Raw genomic sequence first — 4,836 nt, 5'->3', positions numbered from 1 at the left:
CGGAGCCTGTCAATCCCGGTGAGACATCAGGCTGCTTGGTTCGTGGGTAGCGCCTCCTCGGTCTCGATGATCGCTGGGGGCTGGTTGATCCACGCCCTGGTCGGCGGGCCTGTAAAAGTAACGGTGTGACCCTGATCAGGGAGTACACCTGATGACGATCATGACCGACATGACGGACACTGCGCAGGTGTCTACCCAGGAGCCTGCCGGCTGGTCCCGCACGTCGAAGGCGATGCCGGCGGGGCTGGATCCCGCGCTGGTCGCGCAGCTGGTGGCCCAGGCTCGCGGGCAGGGTGTGCAGCTCTCCGGCGAGGGTGGGCTGCTCGCGCAGCTGACGAAGATCGTGCTGGAGTCCGCGCTCGATGGGGAACTCACCGACCATCTCGGCTACGACCGGCACGACCCGGCCGGCGCGAACAGCGGGAACTCCCGCAACGGCAGCCGGTCGAAGACCGTGCTCACCGATGTGGGCCCGGTCGAGATCGACGTGCCGCGGGACCGGGCGGGCTCGTTCGAGCCGGCCATCGTCAAGAAGCGGCAGCGGCGGCTGTCCGGGGTCGAGGACCTGGTGCTGTCGCTGTCGGCGAAGGGGCTGACCACCGGGGAGATCTCCGCGCATCTGGCCGAGGTGTACGGCGCGCAGGTCTCCAAGCAGACGATCTCCACGATCACCGACCGGGTGATGGAGGGCATGGCCGAGTGGCAGAACCGGCCGTTGGATCCGGTGTATCCGGTGGTGTTCCTTGACGCGATCAACGTCAAGATCCGGGACGGGAAGGTCGCGAACCGGCCGGTCTACCTCGCCCTGGCCGTGACCGCCGAGGGCACCCGCGACATTCTCGGTCTGTGGGTCGGGGACGGCGGTGAAGGGGCGAAGTTCTGGCTCCAGGTCTGCACCGAGATGAAGAACCGCGGTGTCGAGGACATCCTCATGGCGGTCTGCGATGGTCTGAAGGGCCTGCCGGACGCGATCGAGCAGGTCTGGCCCCGCACCGTGGTCCAGACCTGCGTGATCCACCTGCTGCGTAACAGTTTCCGCTACGCCGCCCGACAGGACTGGGATGCCGTCGCCAAGGCGCTGCGGCCGGTCTACACCGCCCCGACCGAAGCCGCGGCGACCGAACGGTGGCTGGAGTTCGCCGAGGCCTGGGGTGCCAGGTATCCCGCGATCGTCCGGTTGTGGGAGAACGCCTGGGCGGAGTTCACCCCGTTCCTGGCCTTCGACGCCGAGATCCGCCGGGTCATCTGCTCCACCAACGCCATCGAGAGCGTCAACGCCCGCATCCGCCGCGCGGTCCGCGCCCGCGGGCACTTCCCGAACGAGACCGCCGCATTGAAGTGCATCTACCTGGCGGTCATGAGCCTGGACCCCACCGGGCAAGGCCGCAAGCGCTGGGTCATCCGCTGGAAAGGCGCCCTCAACGCCTTCGACGTCGCCTTCGACGGCCGACTCACCGCAGGCCGCAAGTAGTCCAACCAACCCCGGTTACACCGTTAACTGGGCTCTGTCTCACTTTCGGTGGTGACGGAGCGTGGTCTTCGATGAGGCCTGACGCTGGAAGTGGGCGTGTCCAGGTGGTGGGTGTCGGCACGATGTGTCATGTGTGGAGCGGATCGTCTGGTCAAGCTGGCGTTTTCGGGTCTGTCGCCGCTGGTCGTCGAGGATGTGACGGACGACGGCGAGCTGGTCCGGGTGCGGGCGCGGACGCCTGACGGGCCGGCGGGCTGTCCTGGTTGTGGGGCGGCGACGTCGCGGGTGCATGGTTATCACGAGCGGACGCTGGCGGATGTCGCGATCGATGCCCGCCGGGTGCTGGTGGTCGTGCGGGTCCGCCGGCTGGTCTGCCCGACGGGTGGCTGTCGGCAGACCTTTCGTGAGCAGCTGCCTGGGGTGCTGGAGCGCTACCAGCGGCGCACGGCGAGGCTGGCCGCGCAGGTCGGCGCCGTCGTGCGGGAGTTAGCCGGCAGGGCCAGTGCCCGGGTGTTGTCCGCGCTGGCGATCGGGCTGTCGCGGCACAGTGCGCTGCGCTGCCTGCTGCGTCTGCCGCTCCCACCGTTGCAGGTGCCGCGGGTCCTCGGGGTCGATGACTTCGCGCTGCGTCGCCGACGGTCCTACGCCACGATCCTGATCGACGCCGAGACCCGGCGCCGCGTCGATGTCCTGCCGGGCCGCGGCGCTGACGCCTTGGAGGCATGGCTACGCGCCCATCCCGGCGTCGAGGTGGTCTGCCGGGACGGCTCCGCCGCCTACGCCGAAGCGGTCCGCCGTGTCCTGCCCGACGTGGTCCAGGTCAGCGACCGCTGGCACCTCTGGCACGGTCTCGCGGCGGCCGTGCACACCGAGGTCGCCGCGCACAGCGGCTGCTGGGCCAAAGCCGGCCCGCCACCGAACGACGGCCCCCGCGCCCAGACGACACGGGAACGCTGGGCGCAGGTCCACGACCTGCGTGACCAGGGTGTCGGACTACTCGACTGCGCACGGCGGCTCAACCTGAGCCTGAACACGGTCAAACGCTACGCGCGGGCCAGCGAACCCGAGCGGCTCGTGCGGGCACCGGCCTACCGACCGACTCTGGTCGATCCCTACCGCGACTATCTGAAACGCCGCCGCGCCGACGAGCCCGCCGCCCCCGTGCTGCGGCTGTTCCACGAGATCAAAGAGCAAGGATATGACGGTAGCTTCAACCTGTTCGTCCGCTACATCAACCAGGGCCGCGTCGACACCGACCGGCCTGCGATCTCACCACGACGCGTCACCCGGCTCCTGCTCACCCGACCCGACCGGCTCACCGACAGCCAACATGACCGGCTCGGCGAGCTCACCACCGCCTGCCCGGAAATGATCGATCTCGCTGGACTCGTGCGCGGCTTCGCGCAGCTTCTCCACCCCGCGGACGGCAACGCCCACCGACTCGACGAGTGGATCACCACAGCCCGTGCCGCCGACCTGCCCCACCTGCACGCCTTCACCCGCGGCCTCGATCTCGACCGCGCAGCCGTCAACGCAGCCCTCACCCTTCCTCACCACAACGGCGGAACCGAAGGCGTGAACACCAAAACCAAACGGATCATGCGGCAGATGCACGGCCGAGCCGGATTCCCCCTCCTCCGCCACCGCATCCTCCTCAGCTAACCCTCCGTCACCACCGAAAGTGAGACAGAGCCGTTAACTGGACAGACCCTGGTCGGCAGGGCGGGCGGGGTCGGTCGGCGGTGGAACCGCTCGGGGTGGGCGGCGTAGGCGGCGTCGAGGACCCAGGGCGACCCGCAAAGTCGTTGATGCAGTTCAGGCCGGGTATTACAGGGTGAGGATGGCCAGGAGCAGGGTGTTGTCGTGGCGGATTCTGCGGATGGTCGGGGCTATGCGGGGGTGGCCGGCGAGGCGGATGAGCCCGATCGCGAGGTTACGGAGTGTGGCCATAAGGCGGGGTAGGGGGCCGGTCCGGACCTTCGAGGTGTCCTCTCGGTAGGTGACGTCGCGGACCCAATGGACCCTGTTCTCGATCGTCCAGTGGCCACGGACGTAGCCGGCGAGTTCGGCGGGGGTGATCTCGTCGAGGGTCAGGCTTGTCAGGACATGGACGGTGACGGTCGTCGGGATCTTCCGGGTGACCCGGCGGCGGCCCTTGCCGGTGGACCCCTATCCGTCAAGATGAGGTGAGTCAGGCGATGGCTATCATCTTATGACCTGGGCGGGTTGGGAGAGGAAGATCGTGACTGTGGTGGGGACGGCTGGGCGGGGCCTGGTCGATGATGTCGGTGTGGACGGACGTGAGGGCGGTGGCCGGCGGCCGGATCCGGAGGTCGAGCCGAAGGCGCGGCGGCGGTCGTTTTCGGCGGCGTACAAGCTGCGGATCCTGACCGAGTACGAGGCGGCCCCGGATGGGCAGAAAGGCGCGATCCTGCGGCGGGAGAATCTGTACTCGGCGCATGTCGTGGAGTGGCGTAAGGCCCGGGAGGCCGGGGCGTTGGCCGGTTTGTCGAAACCGAAGGGCCGCCCGCCGGTCGATGATCGGGACAAGGAGCTGGAGAAGCTCCGGGTCCAGAACGCGAAACTGGAGAAGGAACTGGCGAAGGCCCAGTTCGTGATCGATGTCCAGGGAAAACTTGCCGCGCTCTGTGTACCACGAACGTCGAGTGGGATGGCCGCCTGAGGTAGGCCGGCTGTTCTCGCGAAGGCGTGTAACTGCATGGAAGATGGAGGTTTTGTGGCCCTCCGGATTCGCCCTGCGGGGGGAGATTCCAAAGCACCTCAAGCTGCGTTAGCTGAAGACTGTCGTGGTGAGCGTTGAGGAAAAGGCGCACGAGAGGCGTCAGCTGGGGACCGGGAAGGTGAGCTCAGCTCTCCGCTGTTGAAGCATCGAAAGTAGCAGCTGGCATCGAAACCAGGGTGTAGAGCGTGTCCTGGGATGAGCCTGGCGGATACCCGTCTACTGGCCAGGTGGTGCCCGGTGTGAATGGCGGCACGAGCCCGGTCTGCGGCTTCCATGCGGAACGTGGGAGAGCACACCTCGAAACCGTTCCCGGCTGGTCCGGGGCGAGAGTGAACACGCCAAGCGGCAGAAACCGTAAGGCGCCGAGTAACGTTGCGGGGTGTGCAGTCGGACCGGCCCATATTAGCGGTGAAATCCTTGTAATGAGGATGGAGTGAAGGGGCTGGACCGTTCAGGTGAGTTCGTTCGGGCAACCGGGATAATCCTGGGAGGGATCGAGTGGGCGAGCCACAGCGAGGCGGAAAACCGTTTGAGATCTCGAAGTGCTAAGAAGAACGAAAGTAACTGGACATGGATGGCACATTGTGATTTAATTCTTGCATGCGGGAGACGGACGGCCGGA

Annotated in this window: 4 protein-coding genes; 3 read left to right on the top strand and 1 reads right to left on the bottom strand. The window is 67.1% G+C overall.

What is annotated here, in order from left to right:
• Nucleotides 1-232: 232 nt before the first annotated feature.
• Nucleotides 233-1,471: an IS256 family transposase gene (locus tag MXD59_RS25730; RefSeq protein ID WP_248827154.1), complete on the top strand. Its 1,239-nt coding sequence runs from the start codon at nt 233-235 to the stop codon at nt 1,469-1,471.
• Nucleotides 1,472-1,600: 129 nt separating this feature from the next.
• A complete protein-coding gene (locus tag MXD59_RS25725) occupies nt 1,601-3,133 on the top strand; it encodes an ISL3 family transposase (RefSeq protein ID WP_248827153.1) in 1,533 nt (510 codons plus the stop codon).
• Between the two features lie 165 nt (nt 3,134-3,298).
• Here the strand turns inward: MXD59_RS25725 and MXD59_RS27615 are convergent, their stop codons facing one another.
• On the bottom strand, nt 3,299-3,601 hold the full coding sequence (locus MXD59_RS27615) for a transposase (RefSeq protein ID WP_372512205.1): 303 nt from the start codon (nt 3,599-3,601) through the stop codon (nt 3,299-3,301).
• Between the two features lie 112 nt (nt 3,602-3,713).
• Here MXD59_RS27615 and MXD59_RS25720 point away from each other — a divergent pair, with 112 nt between their 5' ends.
• Complete coding sequence (locus MXD59_RS25720; RefSeq protein WP_248827152.1) at nt 3,714-4,154, top strand: hypothetical protein; 441 nt, start codon at nt 3,714-3,716, stop codon at nt 4,152-4,154.
• Nucleotides 4,155-4,836: the final 682 nt, after the last annotated feature.

It is taken from the genome of Frankia umida (assembly GCF_023242945.1).
GTDB lineage: Bacteria > Actinomycetota > Actinomycetes > Frankiales > Frankiaceae > Frankia > Frankia umida.
This window is presented reverse-complemented; position numbering and strand designations above follow the sequence as displayed.